The 17,977-nt window shown below is 45.9% G+C and carries 17 protein-coding genes and 4 tRNA genes; 9 read left to right on the top strand and 12 right to left on the bottom strand.

Annotation, left to right across the window (positions count from 1 at the left end):
- Positions 1-33 precede the first annotated feature (33 nt).
- The 10 genes from TW81_RS18255 to lolB all read right to left on the bottom strand — a co-directional run bounded on the left by TW81_RS18255 (position 34) and on the right by lolB (position 6,456).
- Positions 34-110: transfer RNA gene (locus TW81_RS18255), tRNA-Met, on the bottom strand.
- Between the two features lie 77 nt (positions 111-187).
- Positions 188-262: transfer RNA gene (locus TW81_RS18250), tRNA-Gln, on the bottom strand.
- A 29-nt stretch (positions 263-291) separates the two neighbouring features.
- A tRNA-Leu gene (locus TW81_RS18245) sits at positions 292-376 on the bottom strand.
- Positions 377-414: 38 nt separating this feature from the next.
- Positions 415-491, bottom strand: a tRNA-Met gene (locus TW81_RS18240).
- 268 nt (positions 492-759) lie between these two features.
- Positions 760-1,851, bottom strand: a complete 1,092-nt coding sequence (ychF, locus tag TW81_RS18235) for a redox-regulated ATPase YchF (protein WP_045957174.1) — start codon at positions 1,849-1,851, stop codon at positions 760-762.
- A gap of 10 nt (positions 1,852-1,861) precedes the next feature.
- Positions 1,862-2,452, bottom strand: a complete 591-nt coding sequence (gene pth, locus TW81_RS18230) for an aminoacyl-tRNA hydrolase (protein ID WP_045957173.1) — start codon at positions 2,450-2,452, stop codon at positions 1,862-1,864.
- Between the two features lie 58 nt (positions 2,453-2,510).
- Positions 2,511-3,830: a Na+/H+ antiporter NhaC family protein gene (locus tag TW81_RS18225; RefSeq protein WP_045957172.1), complete on the bottom strand. Its 1,320-nt coding sequence runs from the start codon at positions 3,828-3,830 to the stop codon at positions 2,511-2,513.
- A 168-nt stretch (positions 3,831-3,998) separates the two neighbouring features.
- Positions 3,999-4,943, bottom strand: coding sequence for a ribose-phosphate pyrophosphokinase (locus TW81_RS18220; RefSeq protein WP_045957171.1), 945 nt, complete (start codon positions 4,941-4,943; stop codon positions 3,999-4,001).
- 29 nt (positions 4,944-4,972) lie between these two features.
- A complete protein-coding gene (gene ispE, locus TW81_RS18215; protein WP_045957177.1) occupies positions 4,973-5,845 on the bottom strand; it encodes a 4-(cytidine 5'-diphospho)-2-C-methyl-D-erythritol kinase in 873 nt (290 codons plus the stop codon).
- A complete protein-coding gene (gene lolB / locus TW81_RS18210) occupies positions 5,842-6,456 on the bottom strand; it encodes a lipoprotein insertase outer membrane protein LolB (RefSeq protein ID WP_045957170.1) in 615 nt (204 codons plus the stop codon). The genes ispE and lolB overlap by 4 nt, the downstream gene beginning before the upstream one ends.
- Positions 6,457-6,617: 161 nt before the next feature.
- On the opposite strand from lolB, the gene hemA reads away from it, so the two are divergent.
- The 8 genes from hemA (at position 6,618) to ybaK (ending at position 14,605) form a co-directional block, all read left to right on the top strand.
- A complete protein-coding gene (gene hemA, locus TW81_RS18205; RefSeq protein ID WP_045957169.1) occupies positions 6,618-7,874 on the top strand; it encodes a glutamyl-tRNA reductase in 1,257 nt (418 codons plus the stop codon).
- A gap of 50 nt (positions 7,875-7,924) precedes the next feature.
- On the top strand, positions 7,925-9,013 hold the full coding sequence (gene prfA / locus TW81_RS18200; protein ID WP_045957168.1) for a peptide chain release factor 1: 1,089 nt from the start codon (positions 7,925-7,927) through the stop codon (positions 9,011-9,013).
- Between the two features lie 4 nt (positions 9,014-9,017).
- Positions 9,018-9,872, top strand: a complete 855-nt coding sequence (gene prmC / locus TW81_RS18195; protein WP_045957167.1) for a peptide chain release factor N(5)-glutamine methyltransferase — start codon at positions 9,018-9,020, stop codon at positions 9,870-9,872.
- 17 nt (positions 9,873-9,889) lie between these two features.
- Positions 9,890-10,273, top strand: a complete 384-nt coding sequence (locus TW81_RS18190) for a SirB2 family protein (RefSeq protein WP_045957166.1) — start codon at positions 9,890-9,892, stop codon at positions 10,271-10,273.
- A 19-nt stretch (positions 10,274-10,292) separates the two neighbouring features.
- Positions 10,293-11,102 carry a SirB1 family protein gene (locus TW81_RS18185; protein ID WP_045957165.1) on the top strand — a complete coding sequence of 270 codons (810 nt, stop codon included), beginning with the start codon at positions 10,293-10,295 and terminating at the stop codon, positions 11,100-11,102.
- 45 nt (positions 11,103-11,147) lie between these two features.
- The gene (kdsA, locus tag TW81_RS18180; protein WP_045957164.1) at positions 11,148-11,999 is read left to right on the top strand and encodes a 3-deoxy-8-phosphooctulonate synthase; all 852 of its coding nucleotides are present in this window, start codon (positions 11,148-11,150) and stop codon (positions 11,997-11,999) included.
- Positions 12,000-12,385: 386 nt separating this feature from the next.
- Positions 12,386-14,047 carry a bifunctional UDP-sugar hydrolase/5'-nucleotidase UshA gene (gene ushA, locus TW81_RS18175; RefSeq protein ID WP_045957163.1) on the top strand — a complete coding sequence of 554 codons (1,662 nt, stop codon included), beginning with the start codon at positions 12,386-12,388 and terminating at the stop codon, positions 14,045-14,047.
- Positions 14,048-14,131: 84 nt separating this feature from the next.
- Positions 14,132-14,605 carry a Cys-tRNA(Pro) deacylase gene (gene ybaK, locus TW81_RS18170; protein ID WP_045957162.1) on the top strand — a complete coding sequence of 158 codons (474 nt, stop codon included), beginning with the start codon at positions 14,132-14,134 and terminating at the stop codon, positions 14,603-14,605.
- A 103-nt stretch (positions 14,606-14,708) separates the two neighbouring features.
- Here the strand turns inward: ybaK and TW81_RS18165 are convergent, their stop codons facing one another.
- Complete coding sequence (locus TW81_RS18165) at positions 14,709-15,953, bottom strand: uracil-xanthine permease family protein (RefSeq protein WP_045957161.1); 1,245 nt, start codon at positions 15,951-15,953, stop codon at positions 14,709-14,711.
- Positions 15,954-16,212: 259 nt separating this feature from the next.
- Here TW81_RS18165 and TW81_RS18160 point away from each other — a divergent pair, with 259 nt between their 5' ends.
- The gene (locus TW81_RS18160; protein WP_045957160.1) at positions 16,213-17,484 is read left to right on the top strand and encodes a DUF2066 domain-containing protein; all 1,272 of its coding nucleotides are present in this window, start codon (positions 16,213-16,215) and stop codon (positions 17,482-17,484) included.
- 66 nt (positions 17,485-17,550) lie between these two features.
- On the opposite strand, the gene TW81_RS18155 is transcribed toward TW81_RS18160, so the two are convergent.
- The gene (locus tag TW81_RS18155; protein ID WP_045957159.1) at positions 17,551-17,976 is read right to left on the bottom strand and encodes a DUF2069 domain-containing protein; all 426 of its coding nucleotides are present in this window, start codon (positions 17,974-17,976) and stop codon (positions 17,551-17,553) included.
- Position 17,977: the final 1 nt, after the last annotated feature.

The following is a 17,977-nucleotide window of genomic DNA, read 5'->3' as shown; positions in this document are numbered from 1 at the left end:
TGCTAATTGGTAAAAGCAGTATGAAATTGTAAATGGTGGCTACGACGGGATTCGAACCTGTGACCCCATCATTATGAGTGATGTGCTCTAACCAGCTGAGCTACGTAGCCACTCGTGAGCGAGACAATATAAACTCTCTAGCTCTTAGTGACAAGCCCTTTTTAAGAAAGGCTTAACACTTTTAAAATGGCAGGTCTACCTGGATTCGAACCAGGGAATGGCGGCATCAAAAGCCGCTGCCTTACCGCTTGGCGATAGACCTGCAGGCTAGCTTTGATAAGCTATAAAACATGGTGCGGAAGGAGAGACTTGAACTCTCACACCTTGCGGCGCCAGAACCTAAATCTGGTGCGTCTACCAATTCCGCCACTTCCGCATCAATTCCTAACAACTTTTAGAGAAAGTTGTTAGGAATGGTGGCTACGACGGGATTCGAACCTGTGACCCCATCATTATGAGTGATGTGCTCTAACCAGCTGAGCTACGTAGCCATACCATGTTTTGTTCTCTTCGACTCGTTGCCTTATCGTCGGGAACGGCGCGCATTATGCGAAGTTGAGGCAGAGGCGTCAATAGTTTTTTTGAATAAATCCTAAGAAATCAACTGTTCGGTTTCTTTTTAAACAAAGAGGCGTGTTAATGATCGAAAACTGATAACAAACGGGCAATAGTTGGATAAGTTAATTTGATTCTGCAAATCAGAACATGAAAAAAGCCAGCGGATATGCTGGCTTTAAAAGTCAATGACTTGGATGAAAATTAAACGTTAAAGCGGAAGTGAACTACATCGCCATCTTTAACGATGTATTCTTTGCCTTCCAAACGCCATTTACCTGCATCTTTCGCACCGCTTTCACCGTTAAACTGAATAAAGTCATCGTAGCCAACAACTTCAGCACGGATAAAGCCTTTTTCAAAGTCAGTGTGAATCTTGCCAGCGGCCTGAGGAGCAGTTGCGCCAATAGGAATAGTCCATGCACGAACTTCTTTAACACCAGCAGTGAAGTAGGTGTGTAGAGTTAGTAGTTCGTAACCAGAGCGAATTACTCGGTTCAGCCCCGGCTCTTCAATGCCCATGTCTGCGAGGAACTCTTCGCGGTCTTCGTCATCTAGTTCAGAAAGCTCAGATTCAATCGCAGCACACACTGCAACAACTACGTTGTTCTCTTTTTCCGCGTACTCACGAACAGCATCAAGATATGGGTTATCTTCGAAGCCATCTTCATTGACGTTAGCAATGTACATTGTTGGCTTAAGCGTCAGGAAGTTTAGGTAGCCTACTGCAGCAAGTTCTTCTTTCGAAAGCTCAACGGTACGCGCCATGCCACCTTCAGTGAGAACTGGTAGCAATTTTTCTAAAACAGTTAGCTCAAATTTAGCGTCTTTGTCACCGCCTTTGGCTTTCTTGGCGTTACGCTGAATCGCACGCTCACAAGAATCTAAGTCCGCCATAGCCAGTTCTAGGTTGATCACTTCGATATCTTCGATAGGTGATACCTTACCAGCAACGTGAACAATGTTTTCGTTCTCAAAACAGCGAACAACGTGACCAATTGCGTCAGTTTCACGGATGTTTGCTAGGAATTTGTTACCTAGACCTTCGCCACGAGAAGCACCTGCTACAAGACCAGCGATGTCAACAAATTCCATTGTTGTTGGTAGTACTCTCTGTGGGTTAACGATCTTTGCTAGCGCGTCTAAACGAAGATCAGGTACAGGAACGACACCTGTGTTTGGCTCGATAGTACAAAACGGGAAGTTAGCCGCTTCAATACCTGCTTTAGTGAGTGCATTAAACAGAGTTGACTTACCAACGTTTGGTAGACCAACGATGCCACATTTAAAACCCATGATAGTAACCTTATTCAGCTTTGAACGTGTGTAAACGGTTTTGCGCTTTTGATAGACCATCCTTAATTAGGATATCCAAACAACGAACAGATTCATCTGCTGCTGCATCAAGAAGCTCTTGTTCTTTCGCTGGAGCTTTGCCTAAAACAAATCCAGCAACTTTATCTTTGTGCCCAGGATGACCAATACCTATCCGAAGGCGGTAGAAATCTTTGCAATTGCCAAGTTTACTGATGGTATCGCGTAGACCATTGTGACCACCATGACCACCGCCTTTCTTGAATTTAGCAACACCTGGAGGCAAATCTAGCTCATCGTGTGCCACCATAATTTCCTCTGGTTTGATTTGGTAAAATTTTGCTAGTGCAGCAATGGATTTACCTGAGAGGTTCATAAAGGTGGTTGGGATAAGCAAACGGAGATCCTGACCATTAACTATGATTCGCCCAGTAAGGCCGAAGAATTTAGGTTCATTCTTCAACGTTACGTTATGAATTCGTGCAAGTTCTTCTACGACCCATGCTCCCGCGTTGTGGCGAGTTCTGGCATATTCAGGCCCCGGATTAGCAAGGCCGACAAGAAGTTTTATTTGTTGACTCAAGGTAAGGATCTCTCTTGGAATCTCAAAAAGCGCAGTATGATAGCACAGTTTTTTGTGATCAAGCGACAGCCGAGCTTGTCTCTCGTACTTTTGTTGGCTTTAGTATAATAGTGAGAATCGCTGCTATCGCCAAAGCAAAACAATAGTATGAGTGCATCGTCACCTCAATCGGTGAAAGTTTAAGAATCGAACCAGCCAAGAGTACCTGAGCGCCGTACGGCAGTATGCCCTGCGTGACGCATGAGAAAATATCTAAAATACTGGCGCTGCGCTTAGCGCATATTTGGTGTTTTTCTGCTAAGTCCTTGGCTATCGAGCCTGAAACCAAGATCGCAACCGTATTGTTTGCGGTGCAGCCGTTCACAAGGCTGACAAGCAGTGCAATGCCAAACTCTCCACTCTTATGACTGGAAGAACGGACGATTTTGCTCAGTGAATGAGTGATCCACGCCAAACCTCCCTGATGTTTCATTAATGCACTTAAGCCACCAATGAGCATTGAGAGTAAGAAGATTTCCTGCATGCTGCCAAAGCCGGCATAGATATCTTGACTGTACTGAGTGATAGAGTATTCATCTAGCGTTGTTAATCCCACCACGCCTGCTAATACGATCCCTATCGACAATACGGCAAATACATTCAGGCCAGATACTGCCAGCAATAAAATGGTTAAGTAAGGAAGTACTTTGAACCATTCGATCTCGGTTGTAGCTGGAACTTCACTTGGTGAACTCAGCGAGCTAAACACTAATAGTGAAACCAGAGCGGCGGGAAGCGCTATCGAGATGTTCTCTTTGAACTTATCCTTCATCTCACAGCCTTGGGAGCGTGTTGCGGCGATCGTGGTGTCTGAAATGATGGATAGGTTGTCACCAAACATTGCTCCGCTGAGAACCGCACCGGCGGCAAGCGCATGGTCTATGCCAGCAGCATCAGCAACACCGAGCGCTACGGGTGCAAGAGCGGCGATGGTGCCCATGGATGTTCCCATTGCTGTGGCAATAAAACCTGCAATAAGAAACATGCCCGGTAAGATTAAACTTGGTGGAAGCAGAGATAAGCCAAGATTTACCGTTGCGTCGACACCCCCAGTCGCTTTGGCAACAGCGGCGAATGCCCCTGCTAGCAGGTAGATTAGGCACATCGCGATGATATCGCTGTGGCCGACTCCGTGAATGAACTGCTCAATCGCTTTATTGAGTTTCTCTTTACTAAGGAGGATGGCGAGTACAATGGCTGGCAGTGCCGCAACAGGAGCTGGAAGCTGGTAGAAAGCAAAATCGACGCCTTGCAACGTCAGGTAGCTTCCCACTCCGATAAACAGAGTCAGAAACATCGCGAGAGGGAGTAAAGCTTTGGCCGATGGCGATACTGGCATTATTAAAAGTCTCAATAAACGAAAAGGGCGCAAAGAGTACGTAGTTTGATTGGACGTGTCAACTTCCAGACGTCCGTATGGCTTTTGTGAGGGGGTAGAAATGATCGGTTTAATCGTTATACAAAAAAACCCGCACATGGCGGGTTTTCAAATTTAGATCAACGGTAATTAGTTGAACATTGCAGAGATTGACTCTTCGTTACTAATGCGGCGAATCGCTTCAGCAAGCATACGTGATAGGCTAAGCGTGGTGACTTTACCTGTTGCTTCCATCTCTTTAGGTAGCGTGATTGAGTCAGTGACAATAACTTGGTCTAGGACTGAGTTACCGATGTTCTGTGCTGCATTACCTGAGAAAACAGCGTGAGTTGCGTAAGCAAATACTCGCTTAGCACCGCGTTCTTTCAACGCTTCTGCTGCTTTACATAGTGTGCCACCTGTATCGATCATATCGTCAACGATCACACAGTCACGACCTTCAACATCACCGATTAGGTTCATCACTTCAGAAACGTTTGCACGCGGGCGACGCTTATCAACAATAGCGATGTCAATATCACCAAGCGCTTTAGCTGTTGCACGAGCACGTACTACGCCACCTAGGTCTGGAGAAACCACAACTGGGTTTTCTAGACCACGTGCTTGCATGTCTTCTAGCAACACAGGAGTACCGAAGATGTTATCTACTGGTACGTCGAAGAAGCCTTGGATTTGCTCTGCGTGAAGGTCAATAGTAAGAACGCGGTCAACGCCAACGTTTGAAAGGAAGTCTGCAACAACTTTAGCAGTGATTGGCACACGGGCAGAACGTACACGACGGTCTTGGCGAGCGTAACCAAAGTAAGGGATAACTGCTGTAATACGGCCCGCTGAAGCGCGGCGCATTGCGTCAATCATCACTACAAGTTCCATTAGGTTGTCATTGGTTGGTGCGCAGGTAGATTGGATGATGAAAACATCACTACCACGTACGTTTTCGTTGATTTGAACAGCGACTTCGCCATCAGAAAAACGAGAAACAGTAGCATCACCAAGAGAGATGTATAGACGATCAGCAATACGTTGGGCTAGTTCAGGTGTAGCGTTACCAGCAAATAGCTTCATATCAGGCACGGTGGAAACCTCAGGGTTGCGTCCAGTTTTTAAATAGATTGTGATTGAGCTAAGTGATACTTAGCTAGCGTCTCATATAAAGGTGAAATATTTCTACCTTTAGCGACAAATGCGGAGACAGTGTCTGGCAGTTTCCCGAGGGTCGATTCAGCTTGAGTTTTGCACGAAAACTCGGCAAATATGCATGATCCCGTCCCGGTCAACCGCGACGGCGCGTATTGTAGCAGCCAAGAAAGTTGCTTATCAACCTCTGGGTACAGCATTCGGACAATTTTTTCGCAATCGTTTCCGTATTCACTGTCAACAAGCGTTGCCAGCGAACGTTTTGGCGTGTTTCTGGTTAAGTCTGGATGAGTGAAAATATCGACGGTTGCAATCGATACATCGGGTCTCACGACGAGATACCACTTTTCTTCCGGTTCGGCTTGAGTTAACTCTTCACCGACTCCTTCGGCAAACGCAGCAAAACCGCGCGTAAATACAGGTACATCGGCTCCAAGCTCTAACCCGATTTCAGCCAATTGATCTTCAGTTAAATTGGTTTGCCAGAGGTAGTTGAGCGCGACTAATGTGGTTGCCGCATTTGATGAACCGCCACCGATGCCACCACCCATCGGCAGAACTTTATTGAGTTCTATGTGAGCGCCGAACGGGCACTGAGTTCTTTTTTGCAAAGCGGATGCCGCTTTCCAAATCAAGTTATCTTGCAGGGCAACACCGGGAATATCCGGAGTAATGGTAATGTCACCTGAATGATTGGCGATAATAGTCAGTTCATCACCGTGGTCGAGAAACTGAAATAAGGTTTGCAACTCATGGTAACCATTGTCTCGGCGACCAGTTATATAGAGAAATAAGTTGAGTTTTGCTGGTGAAGGCCAGTGAGTGGTGTCGGTGATCATGAGCTTATAGTCCACTTCGAAATGATAATGTTGATTGAGATATCGCCTTGGGTCAGTTTGAGTTTTTGTGGCAGGGGTAGCGCGACACCATCAATGATGACATCTTGATAGCTCAAGTAGCTAAGTTGCCAGATTTGGCTGCCAACTGATTTGGTCAATGAGGCGAGTGTATTGGTCTCGTTAAGTTGATAGTCATCTGCCTGTGTTGGCCTTCCCAGTAACCAATCATTAAGCTGCTGAACCGGAATGTTTAAGCCTGTAAGTTGCTGTATTAGTGTTTCTGCGCTTGAGGCATGAAAAGTTTGGTCGTCGTAGGTTTCTACCTGCGCACCATTAGGCGTGGCTTGCAAATTGAGCGCGGTCTGGCCAAGGAAAGTGGTCAAACGCAACTGGGTCAAAGCAGGGGAGTAGCGCCACTGAAAATTGAGTGATTGTCTTTGGTCTGGTGCAATATAGCCCAGCTTGCCATTAGATTGATAATTCTGAATTGTGGCTAAACGCTGTTGATGTGTCTGCCATTCGACATCGGTTGTACTTTCTAAGCTTGCACATCCGTTTAAGAAAAAAGTACCGATAAGCAAGCAAAAAATCGCTCGAAAATGTGTCACCATCGCTGATTATTCATCCAGTTTTTGCCAAACAGTCTGGTCACTATATCATTGAAATCACGAACTCAAGAAAACATATCCTGATTCCCCTTTCAATAAACGGGGGCATCAAGTAAAATTCCGACCCTATTTGTCCATTGTCTGATTCAGAGAACCCAAGATACATGTCTTTGCTTGCTATAGGTATCAATCACAATACGGCCTCCGTCGAGCTTCGTGAAAAAGTCGCGTTTGGTCCGGAAAAGTTACCTGAAGCATTAGACCAGCTTGGCCAAAGCCCCATCGTCAACGGTAGTGTGATTGTCTCTACTTGCAATCGCACCGAGATCTATTGCGATGTGAAAAGTGGCGGCAAAAGCAAGATCATCGAATGGTTATCTCAGTTCCATCAAGTCAGCCCTGAGGATCTAAAACCAAGCCTATATGTGCATGAAGAACAAGCCGCTATTCGCCATTTGATGCGAGTTTCTTGTGGTTTGGATTCTTTGGTACTGGGTGAACCGCAGATTCTTGGTCAGGTAAAACAAGCGTTTTCTGATTCACGCGGCAGTAAGGCGGTAGATTCGGCAATGGAGAAATTGTTTCAGAAAGCCTTTTCTGTTGCCAAACGAGTCCGTACCGAAACCGACATTGGCGGCAATGCCGTCTCGGTCGCCTATGCCGCTTGTACTCTGGCCAAGCATATTTTTGAGTCGCTTGAAAAATCAACCGTATTATTGGTTGGTGCAGGTGAAACCATTGAGCTGGTGGCAAAACATTTGGCAGCCAATGGGTGCAGTAAGATGATTGTTGCCAACCGGACCAAAGAGCGTGCTTTGCCGCTGGCAGAGCAATTTGGTGCTGAGATTATTGGTTTGCCAGAAATTCCACACCACTTGCCTCGCGCCGATATTGTGATTAGTTCGACAGCCAGCCCTTTGCCTATCATAGGTAAAGGTATGGTAGAAACCGCGCTGAAAAGCCGTCGCTTTCAGCCTATGTTGCTGGTTGATATCGCCGTGCCGCGAGATATTGAGTCGCAAGTGGGTGAACTCAATGACGCTTATCTCTATTCGGTTGACGATCTACAATCGATCGTCGATAGCAATATGGAGCAGCGCAAAATTGAAGCCATTCAGGCAGAGGCGATTGTCAGTGAAGAGAGCGCGGCATTTATGTCGTGGATGCGTTCATTGCAGGCGGTTGACAGTATTAGAGAGTATCGTCAATCCGCCAACGACATTCGTGAAGAGCTGCTGAATAAAAGTTTACAGTCTCTGGCAGCAGGAGCCGATGCAGAAAAAGTGCTGCTTGAGCTTAGCAACAAGTTAACCAACAAGTTAATTCATGCGCCAACCCGCGCATTGCAAAGTGCCGCCGAGAAAGGTGAGCCAGCACGGCTTGCTACTATTAGACAAAGTTTAGGTCTGGATAACTCATAACGTGCGTTGTGAGTAACAGACTTCATTAGACCCCTGAGTTAAAGAAAACTATGAAATCCTCTATTCTAACTAAGCTAGAAACCCTGGTTGAGCGTTACGAAGAAGTTCAACATCTACTTGGTGATCCTGGTGTTATCGGTGACCAAGATAAATTCCGTGCGTTATCCAAAGAGTACTCGCAGCTAGAGGAAGTCACTAAGTGTTTCCAAGCTTATCAGCAAGCTCAAGAAGACTTGCTTGCCGCTGAAGAGATGGCAAAAGAAGATGACGAAGAAATGCGCGAAATGGCTCAGGAAGAGATCAAAGACGCCAAAGAGACGATTGAGCGTTTAAGCGACGAATTACAAATCCTATTGCTGCCGAAAGACCCTAACGACGATCGCAACTGTTTCCTTGAAATTCGCGCTGGTGCGGGTGGTGACGAAGCTGGTATCTTCGCGGGTGATCTATTCCGTATGTACAGTAAATTTGCTGAAAAGAAAGGTTGGCGCGTAGAGGTGATGTCTTCCAACGAAGCCGAACATGGTGGATACAAAGAGATGATCGCTAAAGTGTCGGGTGATGGTGCATACGGCGTATTGAAATTTGAATCAGGTGGTCACCGCGTACAACGTGTACCCGCTACTGAGTCTCAAGGTCGTGTACATACTTCTGCTTGTACCGTCGCGGTGATGGCGGAAATTCCAGAAGCGGAAATTCCAGAAATCAAAGCGGCAGATCTAAAAATCGATACCTTCCGTGCATCAGGCGCAGGTGGTCAGCACGTTAACACCACAGATTCTGCTATTCGTATTACTCACTTACCTACCGGTACGGTTGTTGAGTGTCAGGATGAGCGCTCTCAGCACAAAAACAAAGCGAAAGCGATGGCTGTACTTGCTGCACGTATTATTCAGGCGGAAGAAGCTAAGCGTGCCGCTGAAGTGTCGGATACGCGCCGTAACCTACTTGGTTCGGGTGACCGTAGTGACCGTATTCGTACTTACAACTACCCACAAGGTCGTGTGTCTGATCACCGTATCAACCTAACTATCTACCGTCTGAATGAAGTGATGGAAGGGGATTTGGCAAGTTTGGTTGATCCTGTTATCCAAGAACACCAAGCGGATCAGTTAGCCGCTCTAGCAGAGAACAACTGATCGAATGTCGGCTGATAACAGTGTTGAATGCACACTCAGAAAGGCCGTACAGCAACTTCAAGAGAGTGGCAGCGATTCGCCCTCTCTTGATGCCGCGGTGCTTCTTTGCCACGCTCTAGATAAACCCCGCTCATTTCTTTTGACTTGGCCTGATAAGATCCTTGAGTCTGAGCAGTTAAATGCATTTAACGCGCTATTACAACGCAGACTGACAGGAGAGCCAGTTGCTTATATTACCGGCGAACGTGAATTTTGGTCGCTGCCGTTAAAGGTATCCCCAAGCACGCTTATTCCAAGGCCTGACACCGAGCGTCTGGTTGAAATCGCGCTTGATAAAGCTCTGTTAAATCAAGGTGACATTCTTGATTTAGGCACCGGAACAGGTGCAATTGCTTTGGCGCTGGCGTCGGAATTACCTCAACGAACAGTGTGGGGTGTCGACCTCAAACAGGAAGCTCAGCAACTTGCACAATCCAATGCCAGCTTGCTCAATCTGACCAATACGCATTTCCTATTTGGCAGTTGGTTTGACCCTATAGAGTCTGGCACAGAGTTTGCTCTTATCGTCTCTAATCCACCTTACATTGAGAAAAACGATCCTCATCTCACTCAAGGAGATGTCCGATTTGAACCAATGAGTGCATTAGTTGCAGAAGAGAAAGGTCTGGCAGACATTAAACATATCGCAACGCTTGCTCGTTCTTATTTATCTGAGGCAGGTTGGCTTATGTTCGAGCATGGTTTCGAGCAAGGCGAGGCGGTTCGAGAACTATTAGTTTCCCTCGGCTATGACCAGGTGGAAACTTACAAGGACTATGGTGACAATGATCGAGTAACCATCGGTCAATTTCATCACTGAAGTAAGAGAGATAATTCATGTACGAAGGTTTAAAACATTTTCATCTGTTAACCATTGCGATCAGCGCGACACTACTTTCAGTGCGTTTTGCGATGATGATGGCGAACTCACCGTTCTTAGAAAAAAAATTCTTCAAGGTGTTTCCACATATCAATGACACCGCATTATTGCTATCAGGTATTGGTTTGATTTTTATCACTGGCTTTATTCCGTTTACGCCAGCTGCGCCTTGGCTAACAGAGAAAATTACCTGTGTTTTAGCCTATATTGCACTCGGATTTTTCGCGTTAAAGTTAGGCAAGAACAAGCTACTCAGAACCTTTTCGTTCTTTGGCGCACTCGGTTGGCTAGCGATGGCAGGTAAGGTAGCTATTACTAAAACTCCAATGTTCTTTGGCTAACGAGGTTACAACGACCAATATGCTTGAGTTATTTGATGAAGACTTTGATGCAATGGAGCTGGTAGAAGGCGCGTTGGCATTAAACAAAGCGATCAATCCTCAAACCCAAGTTCAATGGGCTGACGCTGAGTTGAGCCGCCTATTACAAGAAGCGGAGCTCGCCCTCGTCCATGAAGTGAATGAGCAACAGCGCTTTGAAGCCCTATTGCGCCTTTTTTATCATCAATGGGGTTTTCAAGGAGATCGAGAAAGCTATTTCCATTCAGAAAATGGCTTTGTTGATAAAGTTCTTGAAACACGCAAAGGGATACCGGTTAGCTTAGGTGCCATTTTACTTTATATCGCGCGTAAATTAGGTTTCCCTCTCGTTGGCGTGACTTTCCCGACTCAATTTCTCCTCAAATTAGAGTGGTACGGTGAGAAAGCACGTTACATCAATCCGTTCAATGGTGAATTTGTCTCTGAGCATACCTTGGGTGCTTGGCTAATCGGTCATAAAGGACCGCTGGCTAAATTAGAGTCGAAGCACTTGCTTGAAACAGATAACCCGACGGTGATAGGTCGCTGGTTAGCGCTGCTGAAAAGCGCTTTGTTACGTGAAGAGCGCTATACTTTGGCGTTAAAGTGTACCGATCTTGCGTTAACCTTTGTTCCTGACGATCCTTATGAGATCCGTGACAGAGGGTTTATTTACCAGCAGCTTGATTGTCATCAAATTGCGTTAAATGACTATCAGTATTTTATTGACCAGTGTCCTGATGACCCTGCAGCCGAGCTGCTTAAAAATCAAGTCACCGCTATGAGTAGCACTCAGGTGACTTTACATTAAGCCCATCTCTTAGAGTTGGCACGACATCGAAATAGAGAGAAGAACATGGAACAGAAAATTGTTCACGTTGGTGATATCCCAGTAGCGAACGACAAACCATTCACGCTGTTTGCTGGTATGAACGTGTTAGAATCTCGCGATCTCGCTATGCAGATCTGTGAGCACTACGTAAAAGTCACCGAAAAGTTGGGGATTCCTTACGTTTTTAAAGCCTCTTTTGATAAAGCGAACCGCAGTTCTGTTCACTCTTACCGAGGCCCTGGTCTTGAAGAAGGGATGAAAATCTTCCAAGAATTAAAAGATACCTTTGGTGTAAAAATCATTACTGATGTGCATACAGAAGCGCAAGCTCAACCAGTGGCCGATGTTGTTGATGTTATTCAGCTACCTGCATTCCTTGCGCGCCAAACCGATTTGGTGGAAGCGATGGCAAAGACGGGTGCGGTGATCAATGTTAAGAAACCTCAGTTCATGAGTCCTGGTCAGGTCGGTAACATCGTCGACAAGTTCAGCGAATGTGGCAATGAAAAGATTATCCTATGTGAGCGCGGCTCATGTCACGGTTACGATAACCTAGTGGTTGATATGCTTGGCTTTGGTGTCATGAAGAAAGCGTCTAACGGTAGCCCGATCATTTTCGATGTTACGCACTCACTTCAAATGCGTGACCCATCAGGTGCTGCTTCAGGTGGTCGCCGCGAACAAACGGTTGAACTGGCAAAAGCAGGCCTTGCAACTGGCATCGCGGGTCTGTTTATTGAAGCGCACCCGAATCCAGATCAAGCGCGTTGTGATGGTCCATCGGCATTGCCTTTAGATAAACTCGAACCATTCCTTGCTCAGATGAAGGCATTGGACGATCTGATCAAAGGCTTCGAGCACATTGATATTAAGTAATTTTGCTTGATTATTCTAATATGGGCTGGTGAATACCGGCCCTTTTTTTGTTTTACGCGCGTCAGGATTTTGACCATGCTTTCCAACTGTGTTGAGTAAGCGCTAACCTTCACACTGCTATTCTGCTTGGCATAGCTCACAGTCAAACGATTGCTTGTGATCGTTTATTAAACCAATTGTAATTTTGACGATCTGTTACACATTTAGTAGGGTTTTATGGTGATCTATACTACATAAATATGAAATCACTCTGTCACGTCATGAATGTTAATTTAAACTAGTTCAAGTTTTACTGCTCTCTCAACCTGTTATTTCCAATTCTGTCTATTCTCGGAGAGCAGTATATAAAAGCAGTGGAAACCCCTAAAAGTTCAAAAGGTATGACAATGAAGCAAGGCCTGATCGTAAAAAGCGCAATTAGCGCAGCAATTTTGGCGACCCTAGCTGGTTGTGCAACAGCACCACAACACGAATGGGAAGCAGACAAAACTTATAAGTTAACGGTTCTACATACTAACGACCACCATGGTCGCTTCTGGCAGAATAAATATGGTGAGTACGGCATGGCGGCTCGTAAGACTCTGATTGATGAACTTCGTGCAGAGATCGCTGCTGAAGGTGGTAGCTCGTTATTGCTCTCTGGTGGTGACATCAATACGGGTGTGCCAGAGTCTGACTTGCAAGATGCAGAACCAGATTTTAAAGGTATGAGCAAAATTGGTTACGATGCTATGGCGCTAGGTAACCACGAGTTTGACAACTCGCTTGATGTACTATTCAAACAGAAAGAGTGGGCAAACTTCCCTATGCTTTCTGCGAACATCTACGATAAGAAGACTGGCGAACGCATGTTCCAGGCTTACGAGATGTTTAACAAACAAGGCATCAAGATCGCTGTTATTGGTTTAACGACTGAAGATACGGCTAAAATCGGTAACCCTGAATTTATCGGTGGCATTGACTTCCGTGATCCAAAAGAAGAAGCGAAAAAACTGATCGCTGAATTGGAAAAAACAGAAAAACCAGACCTGATTTTCGCTGTGACTCACATGGGCCACTACGAAGATGGTAAGCGTGGTGTTAACGCACCGGGTGACGTGGCATTGGCGCGTTACTTGGATGAAGGTTCTCTTGACATGATCGTCGGTGGTCACTCTCAAGAGCCTGTTTGTATGGAAGCGCCTAACGTTGTTAAGAAAAACTTCAAACCTTCTGACGAATGTAAGCCAGATATGCAAAATGGTACTTACATCGTTCAGGCCCACGAATGGGGTAAATATGTAGGTCGTGCAGACTACGAATTCCGTAACGGTGAGCTTGAAATGGTTAGCTACGATCTCATTCCAGTAAACCTTAAAAAGAAAGTTAAGGTGGATGGTAAGAGCCAACGCGTGTTAATTGAAGACGCAATTGCTGAAGATCAAGAGCTACTTGAATTCCTACGTCCTTACCAAGAAAAAGGTCAGGCGCAGTTGGATGTTAAGATTGCTGAGACTAACGGCAAGTTAGAAGGTGATCGTAACGTAGTTCGATTCCAACAGACTAACCTAGGTCGTCTGATTGCAACCGCTCATATGGAACGTGCGAAAGCTGATTTCGCAGTAATGAACTCAGGTGGCGTACGTGATTCGATTGCGGCTGGTGACGTAACTTACAAAGACGTTTTGATTGTTCAGCCATTTGCCAACATCCTGACTTACACAGATATGTCTGGTCAAGAGGTAATGGATTACCTCAATGTTGTCGCAACTAAGCCTGTCGACTCAGGTGCTTATGCCCAGTTTGCGGGTATCTCAATGACAGTTGCAGAGGGCAAAGTATCGAACGTATTTATTGGTGGTAAACAGCTTCGCCTTGACGAGACTTACCGTTTCACTGTACCAAGCTTCAATGCTGCGGGTGGTGATGGTTACCCTAAATTGACTGGCCATCCAGGCTTTGTAAACACTGGCTTTGTTGATGCTGAAGTACTAAAAGAGTACCTACAAGCAAACAGCCCAGTCGATATCAACAAGTACGCACCATCAGGTGAGATTGTTTACAAGTAAGTTGACACCCACTTACTCAGCTAATTAAGCTAAAGCGCTACTCGAAAGAGTGGCGCTTTTTTGTTGTTATTCACTGGGGGGAATATGACGCCTGCAATCGACCTGGCAAAGAAGAAAAAAATCAACCACGCCATACACCAGTATCACCATGATCCTCGGGCTGAAAGCTATGGATTAGAAGCAGCACAAGCATTAGGTCAGAACCCAGAGCACGTTTTTAAAACCTTGCTGTTTTGCTTAAATGGTGAGCCGAAAAATCTAGCGGTTGCCGTAATCCCAGTTGCTCAGAAACTCAACTTAAAACAAGCGGCAAAGGCAGCGAAAGGCAAAAAAGCCGAGATGGCCGATCCGGATATTGCACAGAAGATAACGGGGTATGTGGTTGGTGGCATTAGCCCACTTGGGCAGAAAAAAGCACTGCCGACATTTATCCACCAAAGTGCATTGGCGCAAGATACGATTTGTGTCAGTGCAGGCAAGCGCGGTTTAGAAATCGAATTAGCACCGCAAGATTTGGCACTGTTAACTAGAGCGCAATTCGCGGAGTTGTGTGGGTAGGGACGGGCAAACTTTTTAAATCAGTCAAGTTAGTCGCTGTCGAATTGGCCAAAAAAGGGTTGGCATAAAACGCCAACCCTACAAATATATGAATTTCTAGTTTCTACTTCGCTTCTTCTTCCATTTGTGCATTATCCACGATGTGGTTTTCACCCAAGTCGTGTGGAAGAATTAGGTTGAGTAGGATAGCGACGATACCACATAGGCTCACACCTTGAAGGCTAAACTCGCCAACACCAAAAGCCATCCCGCCAATACCAAATACAAGCGTAATCGCGACAATGACTAAGTTGCGCGATTTGTGTAAATCGACATTGTTTTTAATCAGAGTGTTAAGACCTACGGTTGCGATGGAGCCAAACAGTAGAATCATAATGCCGCCCATAACAGGCATTGGAATGGTTTGTAGTACCGCGCCAAGTTTACCCACTAACGCTAACACGATGGCGCACACCGCCGCCCAAGTCATGATTACAGGATTAAAGGCCTTAGTTAACATTACCGCCCCCGTAACTTCAGAGTAAGTTGTATTTGGCGGAGCACCAACCATAGAGGCGGCAATCGTCGCAACCCCATCACCAGTAATCGTGCGGTGCAAGCCTGGTTTCTTGATGTAGTTTTTTCCGGTTACATTTGAAATAGCAAGCATATCGCCGACGTGTTCAACAGCCGGAGCAATCGCAACAGGAATCATAAATAGGATGGCGTTGATGTTGAACTCTGGGAAGGTGAAGTTTGGCAATGCAAACCATGCTGCTTGATGAACCGGATTGAAATCAACAATGCCATAACCAAGGCTTAGTGCGTAGCCGACCACAATGCCACCTAAGATTGGTGTGAGCTTCAAAAAGCCTTTAGCAAAGACACTAAGAACAATAGTGGTTAGCAATGAAGCAACTGAAATGACCAATGAGGCATTTGCGTCAATGACTTGCGCGCCATCCACTTTGCCGAGCGCCATATTGACCGCTACAGGTGCAAGGCCAAGACCGATAACCATAATCACAGGGCCGACGACGACGGGTGGTAGTAGTTTATGAATAATCTCTACACCACGAACTTTAATCAATGCGCCCATTGCAACATAGACGAAGCCGGCTGCCATCAGGCCGCCCATCGTTGCAGGAACACCCCAAGATTGCACACCATAAAGAATTGGTGCAATAAAGGCGAAAGAGGAAGCAAGAAAGATAGGCACAGAACGACGGGTAATCAGTTGGAACAGAAGTGTACCGACACCGGCACCAAAGAGCGCGACACTAGGATCTAATCCTGTCAACAACGGGACAAGGACTAGGGCTCCGAAGGCGACAAACAACATTTGTGCACCTTGAATAGCATTTTTCATCGGTTATTCCTTTAGGTTGCAAAGCAAAGAGCACCAAATAGTGGCGCTCTAATAATAAAATTCGCGGGATTTTATCATTCCTGCAAACGTTTGCAATTGGTATTGGATCAAAGTTTTTTTAATTTACTGTCTGATTATCCTGTCGTACCCGGATAGAAAACCGTGAATAGTCCTAATAACCCGGTGCATTAGTTGCCCCGATCACGATAGTTGCTTATCATCGACATTTAACGTGTAAGAAACTGATCTTAGGAAGTGTATGCGTCATTTAGCTTTGTTCATTTTGGGACTGATTGCCCTGCCTGCATTGGCTCTCACCAATGTGGATTTGTACCAAACTGAAGTTGTATTAGACCAAACCATTGACAATGCCGATGCGCAAGCGCGCGTCGAAGGCATGAAGCAAGTGATTGTACGTGCCTCTGGTGACCGCAACGCAGTATCAAATCAAGTGGTGCAAAAGGCACTGAGACAAAACTCTCAATACGTTGCCCAGCTAAGCTACGGCCAGGTCAATGGCGCTCAATCTCTACGTATGTCATTTAGTGCCCCGCAAATCCGCTCTCTATTGAGTCAGGCACAGTTGCCGATTTGGCCAGCAGATCGCGCCAATCTGCTCGTTTGGCTAGTTGAAGAAAGCCACGCGGATCGCAATATTATTTGGGAACACTCTAGTTCTGCTGTACTAAGCCAAATGAAGCATCAAGCGGAAAGTCGTGGCCTACCTTTAACCATTCCGGTTGGTGACTTTGATGACATTACTGGCGTCGAAGTGTCTGACCTGTGGGGAGGATTCATTCAACCTGTTGGACAAGCAAGTCAACGCTATCCAGTTGATGCTGTGCTGGTGGTAAAGGCGCAAGGCAATAGTTTGCGTTGGACCTTGTATGACCAAAGACCAGCGACGATAGGTGTAACTCGTCAATCGCCTTTAGCTGGTTCGAACAATGGTAGCGATGCTGCGGAAAAAATGATCCATCAACTCAGCGATTATTACGCGAAGAAAAGCGCTGTGGTCGTAGCGAGTGAGTCGTCAGAAGCGATTAAAGTTCGCTTTACTGAGCTCAATGATGCGGTGAGCTTCTTTACCTTAGAGAATCAGTTGAAAAAATTGAGCTCGGTTGCGGCCTTGGATATCCTCAAAATTCAGGGCAACCAAGTGACCTTCAATGTCCATCTTTTATCCTCTCAACAAGAATTTGAGCAAGAAGTAAGACGTTTGAAAGATGTTGTTCAAAGGGAGAGCGTCACTGATGAGCCTGTCGTGATGCTTGCCGATGTTGAAGTGATTGAACCGAGCAATGAGCCAACTTCGCCAGACAGTTCAATGCCAGATACTGCAGTAGAAGTAGCAGCGCCTAGTGAAGTCATTCCTGCTGTTGAAGTGACGCCTGAAAAGGTGGTTCCGGCGGAATTGATCTTGATGTTTGAATGGCAAGGCAAACCTTACGTTGCGCCTGTCCCTGTAGAGTCAGAATCAGAAGTGACATCGGATGCTGCTCTTGCTAAGCCTGATGTGATTAGCGAATAATTGACTTGATAAAAAAGGGTCTGGAAATCCAGACCCTTTTTATTGTCAGCTATTTATCTATTGGTATTATTTTGATTCAAAGCGCGCTTTTTCTTCTTTCTCGACTTTAGACAATCTTTTTAGTTTCATACCCAGCTCTTTGCCTCGAGCCCTTGCATAAAGAATATTGCCAAAGAATGCCAGCGTTGTTAGCACCAGCTCAACGCCCGCTAGCCAGCGCTCTCCGTCATCGATATACAGCATGGTAAATCCATGAAGAAAGTAGAGCATTAAAACAAAGTTGGCCCATGCGTGAGTGTATGGTTTACCTGCCAAAATTCCCGGCAAAGGCAACAGCAGAGGGACAGCCCAGGCAATAGCCAATGTTGTACTACTAATGTGCGGATGTGGAGAGAGTGAAAGCTGCCACAGCATTACCCATGCAAGTAACGCAAGGTTGCCAAATAAAGCCATTAAGCGATAGAGCTTAGTCGCGGACTGCATCTCTTGCATT

The organism is Vibrio galatheae (assembly GCF_000967545.1).
In the GTDB taxonomy this organism is placed as follows: domain Bacteria; phylum Pseudomonadota; class Gammaproteobacteria; order Enterobacterales; family Vibrionaceae; genus Vibrio; species Vibrio galatheae.
The sequence above is the reverse complement of the archived record's forward strand: the minus strand, read 5'-3'. Positions and strand labels throughout refer to the sequence as shown.

Excerpts from the sequence above, each read along its gene's own strand:
- ychF (WP_045957174.1), bottom strand. The coding sequence starts at position 1,851 with ATGGGTTTTAAATGTGGCATCGTTGGTCTACCAAACGTTGGTAAGTCA.
- TW81_RS18225 (WP_045957172.1), bottom strand. The coding sequence starts at position 3,830 with ATGCCAGTATCGCCATCGGCCAAAGCTTTACTCCCTCTCGCGATGTTT.
- ispE (WP_045957177.1), bottom strand. The coding sequence starts at position 5,845 with ATGATCACCGACACCACTCACTGGCCTTCACCAGCAAAACTCAACTTA.
- lolB (WP_045957170.1), bottom strand. The coding sequence starts at position 6,456 with ATGGTGACACATTTTCGAGCGATTTTTTGCTTGCTTATCGGTACTTTT.
- hemA (WP_045957169.1), top strand. The coding sequence starts at position 6,618 with ATGTCTTTGCTTGCTATAGGTATCAATCACAATACGGCCTCCGTCGAG.
- prfA (WP_045957168.1), top strand. The coding sequence starts at position 7,925 with ATGAAATCCTCTATTCTAACTAAGCTAGAAACCCTGGTTGAGCGTTAC.
- prmC (WP_045957167.1), top strand. The coding sequence starts at position 9,018 with ATGTCGGCTGATAACAGTGTTGAATGCACACTCAGAAAGGCCGTACAG.
- TW81_RS18190 (WP_045957166.1), top strand. The coding sequence starts at position 9,890 with ATGTACGAAGGTTTAAAACATTTTCATCTGTTAACCATTGCGATCAGC.
- TW81_RS18185 (WP_045957165.1), top strand. The coding sequence starts at position 10,293 with ATGCTTGAGTTATTTGATGAAGACTTTGATGCAATGGAGCTGGTAGAA.
- kdsA (WP_045957164.1), top strand. The coding sequence starts at position 11,148 with ATGGAACAGAAAATTGTTCACGTTGGTGATATCCCAGTAGCGAACGAC.
- ushA (WP_045957163.1), top strand. The coding sequence starts at position 12,386 with ATGAAGCAAGGCCTGATCGTAAAAAGCGCAATTAGCGCAGCAATTTTG.
- ybaK (WP_045957162.1), top strand. The coding sequence starts at position 14,132 with ATGACGCCTGCAATCGACCTGGCAAAGAAGAAAAAAATCAACCACGCC.
- TW81_RS18165 (WP_045957161.1), bottom strand. The coding sequence starts at position 15,953 with ATGAAAAATGCTATTCAAGGTGCACAAATGTTGTTTGTCGCCTTCGGA.
- TW81_RS18160 (WP_045957160.1), top strand. The coding sequence starts at position 16,213 with ATGCGTCATTTAGCTTTGTTCATTTTGGGACTGATTGCCCTGCCTGCA.
- TW81_RS18155 (WP_045957159.1), bottom strand. The coding sequence starts at position 17,976 with ATGCAAGAGATGCAGTCCGCGACTAAGCTCTATCGCTTAATGGCTTTA.